This is a genomic window from Denitromonas iodatirespirans, from assembly GCF_018524365.1.
Taxonomy (GTDB): Bacteria; Pseudomonadota; Gammaproteobacteria; order Burkholderiales; family Rhodocyclaceae; genus Nitrogeniibacter; species Nitrogeniibacter iodatirespirans.
Genome location: NZ_JAEKFT010000050.1, coordinates 1 through 18,341 on the forward strand (window position 1 = coordinate 1; position 18,341 = coordinate 18,341).

At 64.4% G+C, this 18,341-nt stretch carries 11 protein-coding genes and 1 pseudogene; 7 read left to right on the forward strand and 5 right to left on the reverse strand.

Features of this window, described 5'->3' with window-relative positions; translation table 11 throughout:
• From I8J34_RS22985 to gabD, 3 genes are all read right to left on the reverse strand, one after another.
• Positions 1-385, reverse strand: a 385-nt coding sequence (locus I8J34_RS22985; protein WP_214363975.1) for a TAXI family TRAP transporter solute-binding subunit, incomplete at its 3' end; no start/stop codon positions are given.
• A gap of 67 nt (positions 386-452) precedes the next feature.
• Positions 453-1,760 (reverse strand): 4-aminobutyrate--2-oxoglutarate transaminase, encoded by a 1,308-nt coding sequence (gene gabT / locus I8J34_RS22990; protein WP_214363976.1) that lies wholly within the window; start codon positions 1,758-1,760, stop codon positions 453-455.
• A 31-nt stretch (positions 1,761-1,791) separates the two neighbouring features.
• Entirely contained in the window at positions 1,792-3,252 is a 1,461-nt protein-coding gene (gene gabD / locus I8J34_RS22995; RefSeq protein WP_370661898.1) for an NADP-dependent succinate-semialdehyde dehydrogenase, read from the reverse strand.
• Positions 3,253-3,403: 151 nt separating this feature from the next.
• On the opposite strand from gabD, the gene pdxR reads away from it, so the two are divergent.
• The 7 genes from pdxR (at position 3,404) to I8J34_RS23030 (ending at position 17,106) form a co-directional block, all read left to right on the forward strand.
• Complete coding sequence (pdxR, locus tag I8J34_RS23000) at positions 3,404-4,882, forward strand: MocR-like pyridoxine biosynthesis transcription factor PdxR (RefSeq protein WP_214363978.1); 1,479 nt, start codon at positions 3,404-3,406, stop codon at positions 4,880-4,882.
• A gap of 28 nt (positions 4,883-4,910) precedes the next feature.
• On the forward strand, positions 4,911-5,726 hold the full coding sequence (locus I8J34_RS23005; protein ID WP_214363979.1) for a cupin domain-containing protein: 816 nt from the start codon (positions 4,911-4,913) through the stop codon (positions 5,724-5,726).
• A 52-nt stretch (positions 5,727-5,778) separates the two neighbouring features.
• Positions 5,779-6,771 carry a carbon-nitrogen hydrolase family protein gene (locus I8J34_RS23010; protein ID WP_214363980.1) on the forward strand — a complete coding sequence of 331 codons (993 nt, stop codon included), beginning with the start codon at positions 5,779-5,781 and terminating at the stop codon, positions 6,769-6,771.
• A 138-nt stretch (positions 6,772-6,909) separates the two neighbouring features.
• Positions 6,910-8,373, forward strand: coding sequence for a biotin carboxylase (locus tag I8J34_RS23015; protein ID WP_214363981.1), 1,464 nt, complete (start codon positions 6,910-6,912; stop codon positions 8,371-8,373).
• A gap of 16 nt (positions 8,374-8,389) precedes the next feature.
• Entirely contained in the window at positions 8,390-9,391 is a 1,002-nt protein-coding gene (locus tag I8J34_RS23020; RefSeq protein ID WP_214363982.1) for a C45 family autoproteolytic acyltransferase/hydrolase, read from the forward strand.
• A 62-nt stretch (positions 9,392-9,453) separates the two neighbouring features.
• Positions 9,454-12,210 (forward strand): aminotransferase class I/II-fold pyridoxal phosphate-dependent enzyme, encoded by a 2,757-nt coding sequence (locus I8J34_RS23025; RefSeq protein WP_214363983.1) that lies wholly within the window; start codon positions 9,454-9,456, stop codon positions 12,208-12,210.
• A gap of 72 nt (positions 12,211-12,282) precedes the next feature.
• A complete protein-coding gene (locus I8J34_RS23030; protein ID WP_214363984.1) occupies positions 12,283-17,106 on the forward strand; it encodes an NAD-glutamate dehydrogenase in 4,824 nt (1,607 codons plus the stop codon).
• 144 nt (positions 17,107-17,250) lie between these two features.
• On the opposite strand, the gene I8J34_RS23035 is transcribed toward I8J34_RS23030, so the two are convergent.
• Both I8J34_RS23035 and I8J34_RS23040 read right to left on the reverse strand, forming a co-directional pair.
• A complete protein-coding gene (locus I8J34_RS23035; protein ID WP_214363985.1) occupies positions 17,251-17,937 on the reverse strand; it encodes a hypothetical protein in 687 nt (228 codons plus the stop codon).
• 284 nt (positions 17,938-18,221) lie between these two features.
• Positions 18,222-18,341: pseudogene (locus I8J34_RS23040) on the reverse strand (IS5/IS1182 family transposase); the annotation flags it as partial.

The following is an 18,341-nucleotide window of genomic DNA, read 5'->3' on the forward strand; positions in this document are numbered from 1 at the left end:
CGGCCCGGGCCACCACGGTGAACGGCTCGGGGTGGATCGAGAACACCGCGCGCAATTCCTTGAACGGGCCGGCCTCGGCGAACTTGCTGGTGCCCTTGACGGCGTGATACTGCCAGTCGGACTGGGCCACGCCGAAGTCCAGCTCGCCGGCGCGGATGGTGTTGACGTTGTACACCGAGCCGCCGGTACTTTCGACCGAGCAGCGGATGCCGTGGGTGGCGCGATCCTTGTTCATCAGGCGGCAGATGGCGCCGCCGGCGGCGTAGTACACGCCGGTGACACCGCCGGTGCCGATGGTGACGAACTTGGTTTGCGCCTGGGCCGGGGTGGCACCCAAGGCCGCACCCAGCGCGAGGGCGGTTGCGATAGCAGTCAATTTGCTCATATCAGGTCTCCTCCTGGCGTTCTTGTCGTTGCCAGCTCACGGGGCTGGCCAACCCGTCCAGCAATCCTCAGGCGCCGATCGCCTCGAGCGAGGCTTCGATGATGTCCAGGCCTTCCTCCAGCAAGGCGTCCGACAAGGTCAGCGGCACCATCACGCGCAGCACGTTGCCGTAGGTGCCGCACATCAACAGCAACAAGCCCCGCTTTGCCGCCTCGTCCTTGAGGGCGTTGGCGATGTCGGCGGCCGGTTGATGGGGGTCGCCGTCGCGGCAGAACTCCACCGCCGTCATGGCGCCCAGGCCGCGCACTTCGGCCATGCTGGAAAAGCGGGATTTCATGGCATTGAAGCGATTGCGCATCTGCTCGCCCAGCACCAGCGCCCGGTCGCACAGCTTTTCTTCATCGATCACCTCGAGCACGGCCAGCGCGCTGGCCACGGCAACCGGATTGCCGGCATAGGTCGAGCCCAGGCCGCCCGGTTCGGCCGCGTCCATCACGGCCGCCTTGCCGACTACCGCCGAGACGGTCGTGCCGCCACCCAGCCCCTTGGCCAGGGTGATGATGTCCGGCTCGACGCCGTAGTGCTCGGTGGCAAACAGCTTGCCGCAGCGGGCGATGCCGGTCTGCACTTCGTCGGCGATCAGCAGGATGCCGTGCGTATCGCACAGGGTACGCAGGCGACGTAAAAAACCGAGCGGTGCAGGCACGTAGCCACCCTCCCCTTGCACCGGCTCGATGAGAATCGCAGCCACTCGCGTGGGCTCGATGCTGTACTTGAACAGGCGTTCGATCGCCGTGATGGACTCGTCTTCCGAGATGCCGTGCAGGCTGTCCGGAAAGGGCACATGGAAGATCTCTGCCGGGAAGGGACCGAACTTGATCTTGTAGGGCGCCACTTTTCCGGTCAGCGCCATGCCGAACATGGTGCGCCCGTGGAAGCTGCCGCCGAATGCAATCACGCCGGAACGCCCGGTGGCCGCTCGCGCGATCTTGACGGCGTTTTCGACCGCCTCGGCGCCGGAATTCACCAGAAAGGACTTCTTCGGCGTGGTGCCCGGCGCCGCGGCATTCAGTCGCTCGCAAAGCGCCACATAGCCTTCATACGCCACCACCTGGAAGCAGGTATGGGTGAATTTGTCGAGCTGCGCGCGCGCCGCCGCCATCACCTTGGCATGACAGTGGCCGGTGTTGACGACCGCGATGCCAGCGCAAAAGTCGATCCAGCGGCGGCCTTCCACATCCCAGATTTCGGCGTTCTCGGCGCGCTCGGCGAAATAGGGGTGGGCCTGGCCGACACCGCGCGGCAAGGCCGCGGTGCGACGCGCCATCAGCGCAGCGTTGGTTTTGCTTTGGGGCGATCCGTCAGGTGAATTCATGCACGACCTCCTGAGGCACGCTGCCGACGAATCAATCGATCCCGCCGATACAGACATGCTTGATTTCCAAATAGTCTTCGATGCCGTACTTGGAGCCCTCGCGCCCCAGGCCGGAAGACTTCATGCCACCGAAAGGCGCCACCTCGGTCGAGATCAGGCCGGTGTTGACCCCGACGATGCCGTACTCCAGCGCGCTGGAGACGCGCATCGTGCGCGCCAGGTTCTCGGTGTAAAAGTAGGACGCCAGGCCGAACTCGGTGTCGTTGGCCATGGCGATCGCTTCGGCCTCGGTCTTGAAGCGGAACACCGGTGCAACCGGCCCGAACACCTCTTCGCGCGCCAGGCGCATGGTCGGCGTCACATTGGACAGGATGGTCGGCTGGTAGAAGGTGCCGCCCAGTGCATGGCGCTTGCCGCCGCAGACCACGCGGGCGCCCTTCTCGCGCGCCTCGTCGACCAGCTCTTCGACCTTGGCGATCGCCGCGTCGTCGATCAGCGGCCCCTGGGTCACGCCGTCGTCCGCACCGTTGCCCACCTTCAGCCCGGCCACCGCCGCCGTCAGTTTTTCGACGAAGGCGTCGTAGATACCGTCCTGCACCAGCAGCCGGTTGGCACACACGCAGGTCTGCCCGGCGTTGCGGTACTTCGAGGCCATGGCACCCTGCACGGCCAGATCGAGATTGGCGTCGTCGAAGACGATGAACGGCGCGTTGCCGCCCAGCTCCAGCGACAGCTTCTTGATCGTCGGGGCGCATTGCTGCATGAGAATGCGACCGACCTCGGTGGAGCCGGTAAAGCTCAGCTTGCGCACGATGGGGTTGGCACACATCTCGCCGCCGATCGCCCGCGCGTCGCCGGTCACCACGTTGAAGATGCCCTTCGGCACGCCGGCGCGCTCGGCCAATTCGGCCAGGGCAAGCGCCGACAGCGGCGTGGCCTCGGCCGGCTTGAGCACCATGGCGCAACCGGCCGCCAGCGCCGGGCCGGCCTTGCGGGTGATCATCGCCGACGGAAAATTCCACGGCGTGATGGCCGCGCACACGCCGATCGGCTCCTTGGTCACCAGCACGCGCTTGTCGGCGTGGTGCGGCGGGATGATGTCGCCGTAGATGCGTTTGCCCTCTTCGGCGAACCATTCGATGAACGCGGCGGCGTAGGCGATCTCGCCGCGCGACTCGACCAGCGGCTTGCCCTGCTCGGCGGTCATCAGCTGGGCGAGGTCTTCCTGGTGCTCGAGCAGCAGCTCGTACCAGCGCCGCAGCACCCGGGCCCGCTCGCCCGCGGTCTTGGCGCGCCAGGCCGGCTGTGCCTGTTGTGCGGCCTCGATGGCGCGCCGTGTTTCGGCCGCGCCGACCGTCGGGACGGTGGCCAGACGCTGGCCGTCGGCGGGGTTATGCACCGCGACGGTCTGGCCGGTATCGGCATCTACCCAGGCGCCATTGATGTAGCACTGCTGCTTGAGCAGGGTCTTGTCGGTCAGGGTCAGTTTCAAGCACGTTTCTCCGTCTGGCAGGGGGAACGAATCACGCCAACTGCATCTGCCCGTGCGGGACGTCTCGCGTTGGTTTGATTCTAGACGGCAAATCGGCGCAGTATTGGTCCAATTTGTGCAGATATCCTGAAACCAATTCTGGTGCATCGCAATGAACCCTCAGGACCCGATCGATCTGATCCGCCAGCGATTCGAGCGCGAATCGGGCGGGCGAAGGCTTCGCACCACCTTGTATCTCGCCATCCGCCACCTGATCCTCGATGCTGCACTGCCACCGGGCACCTCCCTGCCGCCGACCCGGGTGCTGGCCAAAGCGCTGGGTTTTGGCCGCAGCACGCTGGTTCGCGTGTATGAGCAGTTGGTGCGTGAAGGCTATCTGGAGAGCCGTGGCGGGGCCGATACCCGTGTCTCCGCTGCGCTGCCGCCGGCCCAGCCGGTCCCCGCCGGCGCGGCGCCGCGAGCCAGTGTGGCGGCCGCCCTGTCGCAGCGCGGGCGGGCGATCGCGCATCACGCCACCAGCAGCCGGATCCAGGGCGGCGCCTTCGTGCCGGGCGTGCCCGACGTCGGCCTGTTCCCCTTCCCCACCTGGCGCCGCCTGCTGTCGAAGAACGTCCGCTTCGAACAGCGCCATCTGGCGCGCTATAGCCAGGGCGGCTATGGGCCGCTCAAGGTGGCCCTGGCCGACTATCTGCGCGCCTCACGCATGATGGCCTGCACGCCCCAGCAGGTGCTGATCCTCAACGGCTCGCACCAGGCCATCGACCTGTGTGCCCGCATGTTGTGCGATCCGGGCGATCGGGTGTGGATGGAAGACCCGGGCTATTGGGGCGCGCGCAACGTGCTGCGCGCCAATGGCCTGACGCTGGAACCGATCCCGGTGGACGATGAAGGCATCGCACCGCCCGCCGTGGTGCCGGGGGCCGCGCCACGGCTGACCTTCGTATCGCCCTCCAGCCAGTACCCGACCGGCGTCGTGATGTCGCTCAACCGACGGCTGCGGCTGCTGGAGCAGGCCGAAGCCAATGACGGCTGGATCATCGAGGACGACTACGACAACGAGATCCGCTATCACCCGCATGCCATCGGCGCCTTGTTCGGCCAGTCCCGTGCGCAACGGGTGCTGTATCTGGGCACCTTCAGCAAGACCATGTTTCCTGGCCTGCGTCTGGCTTACCTGGTGGTGCCCGAGCTCCTCGCCGAGGCCTTCGCGATCGGCAATGCCGAGTTGTATCGCGAGGGGCGGATGATCGAGCAGGCGGCGCTGGCCGAGTTCATCGACTCGGGGCATCTGAGCGCCCACCTCAAGCGGGTGCGCAACATCTACCAGGAACGGCGCAACGTGCTGCGCACCGCCATCGAGTCGCGCCTGGCCGGCGCGGTCCGCACCACCGGCGGCATGGCAGGGCTGCACCTGCCCTACCACTTCACCACCGCGTTGGACGACGTGGCACTCGCCAAAGAGGCGCTCGAAGCCGGCATCGTCTTTCGGCCGCTGTCGATGTACTACGACGATCCCGGCCACCGTCGCAGCGGCATGGTGCTCGGTTTCGCGGCCGTCCCCTCCGAAGAGATCGATGCGGCCGCCGGCCGCCTCTGCGCAATCGTCGATCGCCACCTGACGCGCCGTTGATCCCGGCCTGCCGGGGGCCGCAACCGGTATGTGCCCCGGCTCCCTCGTCCTTGCTTTTTATGGCGCCATCGTGTTGAGTATATTTAACACGTGTGAATTTTCGCACCGAGCCAGGGGGCGCTTTCGGGATCTTCCCGAAAAAATTGCGCAATGCGTCATGATGGCAGCAAATGGCCAAATCAAGGCCGAACGGGAGATGGGGCGCATGGACAACCGCTCGTCGGCAGGCGATGAGGCACCTGCCGAACCGTTGAATATATCAAGCGACTCCGCCACTGCATCCGGCACTTCCGAGACGCCCTTCGTTGGCGAGCGGATTCGTGAATTGCGGCACAGGCAGGGGCTTTCGCAGCGAGAGCTGGGTCGGCGCTGCGGGGTCACCAACGGCATGATCTCGCTCATCGAGCAGAACAAGACCAGCCCGTCGGTGGCCTTGCTCAAGAAGGTCTTGTCGGGCTTTCCGATGTCGCTGGCGGATTTCTTCGCCGGTGTCGACGAAGGAGAAAGTCCCCCTGTGTTTTTTGCGGCGCACCAGCTCAAGGTGATGGACAACGGCACGATCCGCTTCCGCCAGCTGGGCGATCACCTCAAGGGGCGGGCCATGCAGATCATGAACGAGACCTATCCGCCGGGCTCGGACACCGGCGAAACCATGCTGACGCACGAGGCGGAAGAAGGCGGTTTCGTCATTCGCGGACGGATCGAGATCACGGTCGGGCACCAATGCACCGTTCTCGGCCCGGGCGACGGCTACTACTTCGACAGCCGCTTGCCGCACCGTTTTCGCAACATCGGCGACGAAACCTGCGAGCTGGTCAGCGCCTGCTCGCCGCCCTCGTTCTAGCCCCCGCCGCTCCCCACCAATAACAACACCCCGACCCCATGGAGATTACTGAATGATTCCGTTTGCCATTGCCGGCGTCCAGATGCACATCTCGACGCAGCACGAAAACATCACCGCAATGGGCCACAAGCTGGATGTCCTGATGGCACGCTTTCCCTGGGTACAGATGGTGATGTTCAGCGAGCTGGCGCCCTATGGCCCCTCGCCCTATCACGCCCAGCCCACGGGCGGGCCGGCCGAACAGATTTTCTGCCAGATGGCCAGAAAGCATGGCATCTGGTTGTTGCCGGGCTCGCTGTTCGAGCGGGTTGGCGACGATATCTACAACACCACGCCGGTGATCGACCCCGACGGCAAGGTCGTCACGCGCTACCGCAAGATGTTCCCCTTCCAGCCCTACGAGACGGGCATCAAGCCGGGCGAGGAGTTCTGCGTGTTCGACGTGCCGGAGATCGGTCGCTTCGGCGTCTCCATCTGCTACGACATGTGGTTCCCCGAAACCACCCGCACGCTGGTGGCGATGGGCGCCGAGTGCATCTTGCATCCGACCATGACCGACACCATCGACCGCGATGTCGAGCTGCCCATCGCCCGCGCCAACGCCACCATCAACCAGTGCTACTTCTTCGACATCAACGGCGTCGGCGACTGCGGCACCGGCCGCTCGGTGGTGGTGGGCCCGTCGGGCTACGTGATCCACGAGGCCGGCGGCGGCGAGGAGACGATCCCGGTCGAGATCGACCTGTCGCGCGTGCGCCGCGAGCGCGAGGTGGGCATTCGCGGGCTGGGCCAGACCTTGAAGAGCTTCCGCGACCGGCCGGTGGAGTTTCCGGTGTATCGCAAGGACACCGAGATCGACAGTTACCTGCGCAGCCTCGGCCCGCTGATCAAGCCGACGCGAGGTTCGCGCGCCGGCGTACCGCTGCCGCCGGGAGCCGTGGCCGGGCCGGACGGCTCCATTTTCGTTCCCGGTGCCGACGGCGCAGTGACCGAGTATGACGAGCAGCTGCCCATCGACGACACCTCGCACCGATCCACCTACTGATTCACCCGAACACCACCCAGGGGGACGCCAGTGATTGTCTATCTGATGCTCGCACTGATCATCGCCGCACTCATCTGGCTCGGTATTCGAAACGCGCAGCAGACCCCCCGAACAGCACCGCCAGAGAGGAGACACGAAATGAGTGAAAAAATCACCAGCATGTCGGATGTTCGCCTGTTCTTTCACCGCAACGAGCGCCCCATCTACTTCATCAGCGCCACCAACTTCAACCTCGCCGGCATGGACGAGCGGGTGCCGCACTTCAAGCACATCAACTACATCGATTGCTTCGACGGTCGCCATCCGAACGTCTTCGTGCCCAGCGAGCAGCCGCATCCCGAGTTCGAGGGCATCGAGGACATCAACAACTACATGCTCCAGCACAAGGAGGTGATCGACTACATCAAGGGGCGCGGCGGCGATCCGGTCGCCATCTTCCTGATGTTCGACGAGAAGACCGAAGCGCTGTGCGAGGAGCTGGGCATCGAGGTGTGGTTCCCCTCCGCCGCCCTGCGCGAGCGCTGCGACAACAAGATGGAGACCGTGCGCATCGGCAACAAGGCCGGCGTGCCCTCGGTGCCGAACGTGCTGACCAAGGTCGACAGCTATGAGCACCTGATCAAGATCACCCAGGAAAACGGGCTCGGCACCGACATGGTGATCCAGACCGCCTTCGGCGACTCGGGCCACACCACCTTCTTCATTTCGAATGAAGCGGAGTGGAAGAAATACGCCGACGAGATCGTCAAGGATCCCGAGGTCAAGGTGATGAAGCGCATCAACTGCCGCGGCGGCACGCTCGAAGCCTGCGTCACCAAGTGCGGCACGGTGGTCGGCCCGCTGCTCACCGAAATCGTCGGCGCCAAGGAGCTGACGCCCTACAAGGGCGGCTGGTGCGGCAACGAGGTCTTCCCTGGCGCCTTCACCGAAAAGGCCCGCATCACTGCCCGCGACTATGCCTACGCCTTCGGCAACCAGTTGCTCAAGGAGGGCTATCGCGGCTATTTCGACCTCGATTTCCTGATCGACCAGGACACCGACGAGGTCTACCTGGGCGAGCTCAACCCGCGCATCTGCGGTGCCAGCCCGATGACCAACCATGCGGCCTTCGCCTATGCCGACGCGCCGCTGTTCTTCTTCCATCTGCTCGAGTTCAGCGGCGTCGATTTCGACCTCGACGTGGCCGCCATGAACGAGCGCTGGAAGAACCCCAAGTACATCGACAGCTGGAGCCAGCTGGTGATGAAGCACACCAGTGACACGGTCGACATCGTCGAGTCGGCGCCCGAGTCGGGCATCTACCGCATGGACGCCGACGGCAAGGTCAGCTACCACCGCTTCGATACCCACCGCCTGGCCGTGGAGAGCGAGAGCGAAGCCTACTGGCTGCGCATCACCGGCCCGGGCGACTACCGCTACGAAGGCGCCGACCTGGGCATCCTCATCACCCGCGGGCGCTCGATGACGGACGACTTCAAGCTCAATACCCGCGCCTCGAACTGGATCAGCGGCATCCAGGCCTTCTACAAGGGGCGGCCGCTGGGTGCCGTGCAGGAGCTGGCCGAACCGGCACCGACCGCCGGCGCATTCAAGATCCTCTGAACGGCGCAGGCCTCAGATGTCGCTCATCCAGAACCAGTCACTGCTGTTTCGCGCGGTCGAGGAGACTCGGCCGGGCGCCGCGTGGCTGGGGCTGTTTCAAGCGTTCTGGCCGTCGTACCGGCGCTGGTACCTGCAAAGCGGCGACGAGGCGCGCCCCTACTACCTGCCCTGCGTGCGCGCCCTGCGCAAGCACATGCCCGAGTTGCTGCCCACCTACGAAGCGCTGGTCGAGCTGGCCGGCGGCGGTGATCTGGAGGCCCGCTTCCTGTCGCTGTTCTGCCCGCCGCCGTATGTCTCGGCCTGCTCGCAGGCGGTGTGGTCGGGCGACTGCCCGGTGCTGGTGCGCAACTACGACTATCCGGCGCAGCTGTGCGAAGGCGTGATCCTCAAGACCGCGTGGAACGGCCGGCAGGTGATGGGCGTGAGCGACTGCCTGTGGGGCCTGCTCGACGGCATGAACGAAGACGGCCTGGCGGTCTCCTTGTCGTTCGGCGGGCGCCGCGACGTGGGCGAAGGCTTCGGCGTGCCGCTGGTGCTGCGCTATGTGCTCGAAACCTGCACCCACACCGCGGAGGCCGCCGCCGCGCTGGCCCGCATCCCGGTGCACATGAGCTACAACGTGACGGTGGTCGACCGCAGCGGCGAGTTCGCCACGGTGTATGTCGCACCGGGCAAGCCCGGCGACATCCGCCGCATGGCAGCGGCGACCAACCACCAGCACAAGATCGAGTGGCATCAGCATGCCAGCGCCACCGCCACCGTCGAGCGGCATCGACGCCTGCTGCTCATGCTGCAGGACGGCGAATTGAGTGCCGAGACCCTGATCGGCGCCTTCCTGCAAGCGCCGATCTACTCGACGGCGTTCTCCCGCGGCTTCGGGACGCTGTATTCGGCCGCCTACTGGCCGACGCTCGGCCATGCCGATTTTTTCTGGCCGGGTGACGCCTGGCCGCAGTCGTTTGCACATTTCACCCCGGGCGAAAAGCTGATCCGCTTCGGAGAACCATCGCTGATATAAACCGCGCCGCTTCAAGGGCACGCCCAAGGCACGAGGCACAGACCTCGGCGAGGAGACAGAACATGAAGGCAGGCAAGAAGGCAAAAACATCGCTGGGCGAGTACTACAGCGCGCTGCAGTTGCGCACCGACCGCTGGACTGCGCTGCGAATCGCCACCGAGCAGCTGACCCAGGAGCTGAGCGACCGCCGGCGCCAGGAGGCCGAGCGCAAGATCCGTTCGCTGATGGAAGTGCTCTACCCGATCGAGCTGTACTGGGCCTTCCCGGGCCACGACACCTTCCTTCGCATCGGCGCCCTGCTCGACGAAGGGCGCGTCGAGGCGCTGGCCAACATCGTGCGCAACATCTGCCGCGCGTTGATGAGCAACAGCTATCGGCGCAACCCGCATCACCATGATGTCGACGAGCTGATCGAAGGCAGCCCGGACGATGAGTCCAACGAGAAGCGCGGCAAGGAGATCCCCTACTTCGAAGTGCTGTTCGTCGACAACTTCAGCCCGGTTCAGGAGGCCAACCTGCGCCGCACCATGGCCAGCATGCGCCGGCCGGAAGACCCCTTCATGTACGAGCCGGTGTTCGTGCCCAGCCTCACCGATGCCCTGATCGCGGTGATGTTCAACCACAACGTGCAGACCGTGGTGGTGCGCAACGGCCTCAAGCTCGAATCCGAGCAGACGCTGGAGATCCTCCACCGCTACATGTCGCGGCTCGACGAAGACGCACTGCAGGATGTGGAGCCCAAGGAATACGGCCCCGAACTGTGCCGCCTGATCGCCCGGCTGCGCCCCGAGCTGGATGTCTTTCTGTTCACCGACCAGTCGGTCGAAGAGATCGCCGGTGCCGATCTGGGCAACTGCCGGCGCGTCTTCTACAACCAGGAAGACCACCTCGAGCTGCATCTGAACATCCTACGCGGCGTCTCCGACCGCTTCGAGGCCCCCTTCTTCAACGCGCTGACGCAATACGCCCGCAAGCCCACCGGCGTGTTCCACGCCATGCCGATCAGCCGCGGCAAGTCGATCACCCGCTCGCACTGGATCAAGGACATGGGCGATTTCTACGGCATGAACATCTTCCTCGCCGAGACCTCGGCCACCTCGGGCGGTCTGGACAGCCTGCTCGAACCGAGCGGGCCGATCAAGAAAGCACAGGAGAAGGCCGCCCGCGCCTTCGGCGCCAAGCAGACCTTCTTCTCCACCAACGGCACCTCCACCTGCAACAAGATCGTGGTGCAGGCCATCGTGCGCCCGGGCGACATCGTGCTGGTCGACCGCGACTGCCACAAGTCGCACCACTACGGCATGGTGCTGGCCGGCGCGCAGGTGGTGTATCTGGACAGCTACCCGCTCAACGACTTCTCGATGTACGGCGCAGTGCCGATGCGCGAGATCAAGCACCGTCTGCTCGAACTCAAAGCCGCCGGCAAGCTCGACCGCGTGCGCATGCTGCTGCTCACCAATTGCACCTTCGACGGCGTGGTCTACAACGTCGAACGCGTCATGGAAGAATGCCTGGCGATCAAGCCCGATCTGGTCTTCCTGTGGGACGAAGCCTGGTTTGCCTTCGCCCGCTTCGGCCCGGCCTACCGGCGCCGCACCGGCATGCACTGCGCCGCCCTGCTGCGCGAGCGCTATCGCTCGGACGATTACCGCGCCGCCTGGGCCAAGTATCAGGAAAAGATGGCCGACGCCGACGATGAAACCCTGCTCAAGACCCGCCTGATGCCCGATCCGGACAAAGTGCGCGTCCGCGTCTATGCCTGCCAGTCGACGCACAAAACGCTGACCTCGCTGCGCCAGGGTTCGATGATTCATGTACATGACCAGGACTTCAAGGACGAGGTCGAGCAGGCCTTCCACGAGGCCTACATGACGCACACCTCCACCTCGCCCAACTACCAGATCATCGCCTCGCTCGATGTCGGCCGCCGCCAGGTCGAGCTGGAGGGCTTCGAGTTCATCCAGCGTCAGGTCGAGCAGGCCATGTCGCTGCGCAAGGCGATCAACCATCATCCGCTGATCAGCAAATATTTCCATGTCCTGACGGTGGCCGAGATGATCCCGGCGGAGTATCGTAAGTCGGGCATCAAGAGCTACTGGGATCCCGAACACGGCTGGAGCGACATCGCCGAGGCCTGGGGCGAGGATGAATTCGTCCTCGACGCCACCCGGGTCACGTTGTCGGTTGCCGGATCGGGATGGGATGGAGACACCTTCAAGAACCAGATCCTGATGGACAAGCACGGCATCCAGATCAACAAGACCTCGCGCAACACGGTGCTGTTCATGACCAACATCGGCACCACGCGCTCGTCGATCGCCTACCTGATCGAAGTGCTGGTGAAGATCGCCAGCGACCTCGACGAGCGCCTCGACGATGCCAGCGCGGTCGAAAAGAAGATCTTCGAGCGCAAGGTCAAGGCACTGCGCGAAGACCTCCCGCCGCTGCCCGACTTCAGCTGCTTCCACGACGCCTTCCGCCTCAGCTCGGGCAACGGCACGCCGGAGGGCGACATCCGCTCCGCCTTCTTCCTGGCCTATGACGAAAGCAAGTGCGAATATCTGCCCATCGAAGGCAATGCCATCGAAAAGGAGATGGCCACGGGGCGCGAGCTGGTGTCCACCACCTTCGTCATTCCCTACCCGCCGGGCTTTCCCATCCTGGTGCCCGGGCAGGTCATCAGCCAGGAAATCATCACCTTCATGCGCGCGCTCGACGTCAAGGAAATCCACGGCTACCGCCCCGAGCTCGGCCTGCGCATCTTTACCGCCGCCGCGCTGGCCACACTCGAAGCCAAGCCGGTGATCCAGGCCATGTAGCCGCCTTCGCACCGCATCACAAACGCGGCGCCACAAGCGCCGCCGTTTCACGCACACAACAAGGAGAACAGCATGTCAGCCCACACCGATGAATCCGCATCCCCCCAGATCGATGCCGTCGTCGAGATGATTCGCGACAAGTTGCCACCCGACCAGGCCGACACCATCGAGCCGTTCGCCCGCAAGTACTTCAGCCAGGTGGATGTGGACGATCTGTCCGAACGCGAGGTGGCGGATCTGTACGGTGCGGTGCTGAGCCACTGGCAGTTCGCGCGCAAGCACGAAGGCGACACCACCAAGGTCCGCGTCTACAACCCGCGCATGGACGAGCACGGCTGGGAGTCCACCCATACCGTGATCGAGCTGGTCGGCCCCGACATGCCTTTTCTGGTCGATTCGATCGGCATCGAGGTCAATCGCCAGGGGCTGACGCTGCACCTCATCATCCACCCGGTGATGGCCGTCACGCGCGACGCGCAAGGCCAACTGGTGTCCATGAGCGACGCCCCGCCGGCCGAAGGCGAGCACTATGAATCGATCATCCATGTGGAAGTCGATCGGCGCACCGAGCCGGCCGACCTCGAAAACATCAAGAGCGGCATCGAGCGTGTGCTCAAGGACGTTCGGGTGGCCGTGACCGACTGGCCCGCCATGACCCAGCGGCTCGGCGACGTCATCGCCGAAGCCAGTGCCAGCACCACCCCCGAGAGCGCGGAAGAAGTGGCCGAGGTCAAAGCCTTTCTCGAATGGCTGGCCGACGACAACTTCGTGCTGCTCGGCTGCCGCGATTACGACCTGGTCAGCAAGGAGGGCGAAAACGAGCTGCTCATCCGCAGCGGCTCGGGGCTCGGCCTGCTGCGCGAAGCCGGCGACAGCAAGCAGTCGATGTCCTTCGCCGCCCTACCCGCTCAGCTCAAGGCGCAGGCCCACCTGCCCAACCTGCTCACCATCACCAAGTCCAACACGCGCTCGACGGTGCATCGCCAGGGCTATCTCGACCACATCAGCGTCAAGTCCTTCGACGACGAAGGCCGAGTCGTCGGCGAGCGGCGCATCATCGGCCTGCTCACCTCCACCGCCTACAACACCAACCCCAGGCGCATTCCGCTGCTGCGCCGCAAAGTCCAGGGCGTGATGGAGCGTGCCGGGCTGCTGCCCAAGAGCCATGCCGGCAAGGCGCTCGCCACGATTCTCGAACAGTACCCGCGCGACGAACTCTTCCAGAGCACGCCCGACGAGCTCTTCAACACCGCCACCGGCATCCTGCGCCTCGGCGAGCGCCAGCGCATCCGGCTGTTCGTGCGCTGCGACGCCTATGCCCGCTTCGTCTCCTGCCTGGTCTATGTGCCACGCGAGAACTACAACACCGAGCAGCGCAAGCGCATGCAGGCGGTGCTCATGGACGCCTTCGAAGGCGTCTCCAGCGAATTCGAGGTGCATTTCTCCGAATCCGCGCTGGCGCGGGTGCTGATCATCGTGCGCACCAAGGAGTCGGTCATTCCGCCCTACGACGTGCGCGAGATCGAAACCCGCCTCGTCAATGTCGCCCGCCGCTGGGAAGACGGCCTGCAGCACGCGCTGCTCGAGCATCATGGCGAAGAGGCCGGCATGCGCCTCTACCGCCGCTACGGCGCGGCCTTTCCGGCTGGCTATCGCGAAGACTATTCGGCCCGCGTGGCGGTGCACGACATCGACCTGATGGAGTCGCTTGACCCGGACAACGGGTTGGGCATGAACCTCTACATCCCGCTCGAAGCCCAGCAGGGCTGCGTCAACTTCAAGCTCTTTCACACCGGCTCGCCGGTGGCCTTGTCGGCCAGCCTGCCCATGCTCGAACGCACCGGCGTCCGGGTGATCGAGGAGCGCCCCTACCGGATCGAGCGCAACGACGGCTCGGAGGTGTGGGTGCATGATTTCGGCATGCAACTGGCCGGCGTCGAGGACCTCAACCTCGAACGCCTGCGCCCGCTCTTCCACGAGGTGTTCGCCCGCGCCTGGAGCGGCCACATCGAGAACGACGACTTCAACCGCCTGACCCTGCTCGCCGGGCTCGACTGGCGCGAAGTCGCCATGTTGCGCGCCTACGCCAAGCACATGAAGCAGGCCGCCTTCACCTTCAGCCAGACCTACATGGAGCAAACGCTGGCGCACCACCCGGCGCTCACCGCGCAGCTGGTCAAGCTCTTCAAGACCCGCTTCGACCCCGCCGAAAGCGCCGACCGCGACGAGCGCTGCAAGCAACTGACCGAGGAGATCACCTCCACCCTCGACACCGTGGCCAACCTGGACGAAGACCGCATCCTGCGCCAGTTCCTGGCCATGATCCAGGCCACCTTGCGCACCAACTTCTACCAGCCCGACAAAGACGGCAATCCCAAGCCCTACCTGTCGTTCAAGTTCAATCCGCAGCTCATCCCCAACCTGCCCGAACCGAAGCCGATGTTCGAGATCTTCGTCTATTCGCCGCGGGTCGAGGGCGTGCATCTGCGCGGCGGCAAGGTCGCCCGCGGCGGCCTGCGCTGGTCCGACCGGATGGAAGACTTCCGCACCGAGATCCTCGGCCTGGTCAAAGCGCAGATCGTCAAGAACGCGGTGATCGTACCGGTCGGCTCCAAGGGCGGCTTCGTCGTCAAGACACCGGCGCCGGCCGGCGACCGCGAAGCCATGATCGCCGAAGGCGTGGCCTGCTACCGCATGTTCCTCTCCGGCCTGCTCGACGTGACCGACAACCTCGTCATGGGCGAGGTCGTCCCGCCCGCCAACGTGGTGCGCCACGACGAAGACGACCCCTACCTGGTGGTCGCCGCCGACAAGGGCACCGCCACCTTCTCCGACATCGCCAACTCGGTCGCCGCCGAGTATGGCTTCTGGCTCGGCGACGCCTTCGCCTCCGGCGGCTCGGTCGGCTACGACCACAAAAAGATGGGCATCACCGCCCGCGGCGCGTGGGAATCGGTCAAACGCCACTTCCGCGAGATGGGCATCAACACGCAAGAAGAGCCCTTCACCGTGGTCGGCGTCGGCGACATGTCGGGCGACGTGTTCGGCAACGGCATGCTGCTGTCCAAGAAGATCAAGCTGGTCGCCGCCTTCGACCACCGCCACATCTTCTTCGACCCCGACCCCGATCCCGAAGCGAGCTGGACCGAGCGCGACCGCATGTTCGCCCTGCCCCGCTCCTCGTGGGACGACTACGACCGCGACCTCATCTCCGAAGGCGGCGGCGTCTGGCCGCGCAGCGCCAAGTCCATCCCGCTCTCCGACCAGATGCGCCAGGTGCTCGACACCGACGCTGAGGCCCTGCCCCCGACCGAACTGATCCGCTGCATCCTCAAGGCCCCGGTCGACCTGCTCTACAACGGCGGCATCGGCACCTACATCAAAGCGACCTCCGAGACTGACGCCTCGGTCGGCGACCGCGCCAACGACGCCGTGCGCGTCAACGGCCGCGACCTGCGCTGCAAGGTGGTGGGCGAAGGCGGCAACCTCGGCGCCACCCAGCTCGGCCGCATCGAATTCGCCCTCAAGGGCGGGCGCGTGTGCACCGACGCCATCGACAACTCCGGCGGCGTGGACTGCTCCGACCACGAGGTCAACATCAAGATCCTGCTCAACGGCGTCGTTGCCGAAGGCGAGCTGACCGAAAAGCAGCGCAACAAGCTGCTCATGGACATGACCGAAGAAGTCGCCGCCCTGGTGCTGCGCGACAACTACTTCCAGACCCAGATCCTGTCCGTGACCCGCGCCCGCGGCGCCGAACTCATCGATGCCCAGGCCCGCTTCATGCGCCGCCTCGGCAACGCCGGCCGGCTCAACCGCAAGCTCGAATTCCTGCCCTTCGACGAAGAAATCGCCGAGCGCAAGGCCGCACACACGGGCCTCACATCGCCCGAACTGGCCGTTCTGCTCGCCTACAGCAAGATCGAGCTCTACGACGACGTGCTCGCCTCCGACGTCCCCGAAGACCCCTACATCTCCACCGCGCTCATCCGCTACTTCCCCGCACCGCTGCGCGAACGCTTCGCCGAGCAGATCCAGCGCCACCCACTCAAGCGCGAGATCATCGCCACCCATGTCATCAACAGCATGATCAACCGCGTCGGCGCCACCTTCGTCGGCCGGCTCCGGGAGGAAACCGGCGCCACGGCTGCCGACATCGTGCGCGCCTACCTCGCCACCCGCGAAGTGTTCGGCCTCGTCTCGGTGTGGGCCGACATCGACGCGCTCGACAACCAGATCGCCGATGCCACCCAAACGCGGATGATCATCGACTCCGGTCGGCTGGTCATGCGCGGCACGCTCTGGTTCCTGCGCCATCCCGACGCCACCCGCGACCTGAGCAAAACCCTCGAGCGCTTCGTCCCCGGCGCGCAGGAACTGGCCCAGACACTCGAAGAAGTCGTCACCCCAGGCTACCGCGCCGAACTCGAACGGATCACCGCCGCCTACACCGACGATGGCGTGCCGCAAACCCTCGCACGCCGCGTCGCCGGCCTCGACGAACTCTACTCCGCGCTCGACCTCGTCGAACTCACGGAAGAGACCGGCCGCGACCAGCGCACCGCCGCCATGGTGTATTACGCACTCGGCGGCCGCTTCGACCTGCACTGGCTCGGCCACCAGATCTCCTCCCTGCCGGCCGACACCCACTGGCAATCCCTGGCCCGCACCGCCCTGCGCGACGACCTCTCGCTGCAAGCCCGCAACCTCGCCGCCAACGTGTTGCGCCTGTCTCCCGAACTGACCGACCCCGCGGAACTGATGGGCGCCTGGGAAACCCAGCGCGGCACCCAGATCGAACGCAGCCAGCAACTGTTCGCCGACATCAAGAGCTCGCCCAGCACCGACATGCCGATGCTGTCCGTCACCTTGAGGGAGCTGCGCAACCTCGCATGAGCCTCATCGGTTCGGCATGCAAGCCACGCCGCGCCACAAAAATGCCTCACTCAAGCCGCTTGAGTGAGGCATTTTTATAGGCTCCGCGGTAAGCGGGCGATTCACCGCCTTCTCAATGGAAGCCTTCACCGAATCCGGGATGATTCACTTGGTGACATTTCCGTTGGCTTGCGATTGCTTTGGCTTCACGTCCTGCAATAGGTACGAATGGCCGTTCTGAGGAAAATACTGAACGACCCGAGTCTCTGGATCGATACCGGCACAGTTCCTTGCGCCGCACGAAAGATAGACAAGTTTTCGTACTTCACCGTTTACTGTCACGGTGACCGTCTCATGCTCACGGAACGATTTGCTCTCAAGCTTGATTCGTACTTGAGAGCCCACCTCCTTTCCCTTGGATTCGAAATACACGAGAGAAAGGATGATTGCCAACGCTACGCCGGTGATAGCGGCAGCCACCCTTGTATGCCTCTTTTCTCTTATCTCAAGTTCGGAATCCTTGCGCTTCCCGTACCAGCGATGCTTCAGCTTGAGAACAAAGCGCTTACGTCGCCAGCTTTTTCGCAAGGCATCGCTAATTCCTGGCAAAACAGCATCTGAGTAGAAGAACCGAAGGGCGGTGTAAATAATCAATACGAGAATGGCGGGTCCGAAAGAAATCAGAAATCCGTCATACAAAATTTGCTGAAAATTTCGATCAAGGACGTCTCCGTCAAGTCCAAGCCGGCTATTGAATCCACCTGTATGAGCAGCGCTAGCGCAGTACAGAAAGGCAGTTGCAGCAGCCAGTAGAAGGCCGCTATCAAGTAATGGGTTTCGTTTTGTGTCCATAGAAATCTAACGAGGCTGTAGAAAAATCCGTTCCCGGGCCGAGTCGATCTTCCCGGCGTTGGCCGGTGCGGGAGAATTCGTCACTCATCCAGTCCGTTAGCTTCGGCATCTTCTTGCCTTGATTCGCCGATCCGACTAAGGAAGTGCTGAATAAATCGCGTTTCGGCGACGGCAAGAAAATCTCGGTGTGCAGTCGCGCCGAATCGCTTGCAATCGGCTCGCGGAATACGGAATTGGCACTCTGGAAGGCCGGATTCGCACGATTTCATCGCCTTTTCCCCGTTTCAGGACGCACCTTGCGTGTCGGGCGCCATCAACCTTTTATGCGCGAGCACGAGGTTGGCGAGGCCGAACAGTGAGAACAATTGCGCCTCGTTCTTGGCGATCCCTCGATAGCGGGTCTT